The following is a 511-nucleotide window of genomic DNA, read 5'->3' as shown; positions in this document are numbered from 1 at the left end:
GCCCTGAGACCCGAACGACACCGTGTTCGGCGCGGAAGCTACCGAGTTCGCACCGATCGCCACTGAATTCGGCGCCGATGCCGTCGAATGAGCGCCCAGCGCCGTCGAGTTCGTGCCGGAGGCAATCGCCCCTTGGCCGAATGCCGAGGACCCATCGCCCGACGCGCTCGCGCCCTGCCCCACCGCGGTGGAGCCGCTTCCGGATGCACTCGATGCTTGCCCTAATGCCGTCGAATTATTGCCCGATGCGTTCGACGCCTGGCCGAGCGCCGTTGCATTGGCTCCCGAAGCAGACGCTGCGCCACCGACCGCCGGGCTGTTGCTGCCCGACGCGTCGGCTCCCGGCCCCATCGACGTGCCGCCCGCGCCGTTGGTGTGAATCCCTCCGTTGGACACCGCAGTCGACAACGACGCGAGATTGCTGTTCGTCGTACTCAGTCCCGTTGACAGCGACGCGACATCGCTCTGCGTCGTACTCAAGCCGGTCGACAGCGACGACACGTTACCGCTC

1 pseudogene is annotated in these 511 nt (G+C 67.1%); it reads right to left on the bottom strand.

The features are described 5' to 3' along the window. Nucleotides 1-511, bottom strand: a pseudogene (locus J5M56_RS24375) (hemagglutinin); the annotation flags it as partial.

Source organism: Pseudomonas sp. 51_B, from assembly GCF_017491595.1.
GTDB classification, from domain to species: Bacteria; Pseudomonadota; Gammaproteobacteria; order Pseudomonadales; family Pseudomonadaceae; genus Aquipseudomonas; species Aquipseudomonas promysalinigenes.
Note: the sequence above shows the minus strand (reverse complement) of the source record. Positions and strands in the feature narration are given on the sequence as shown.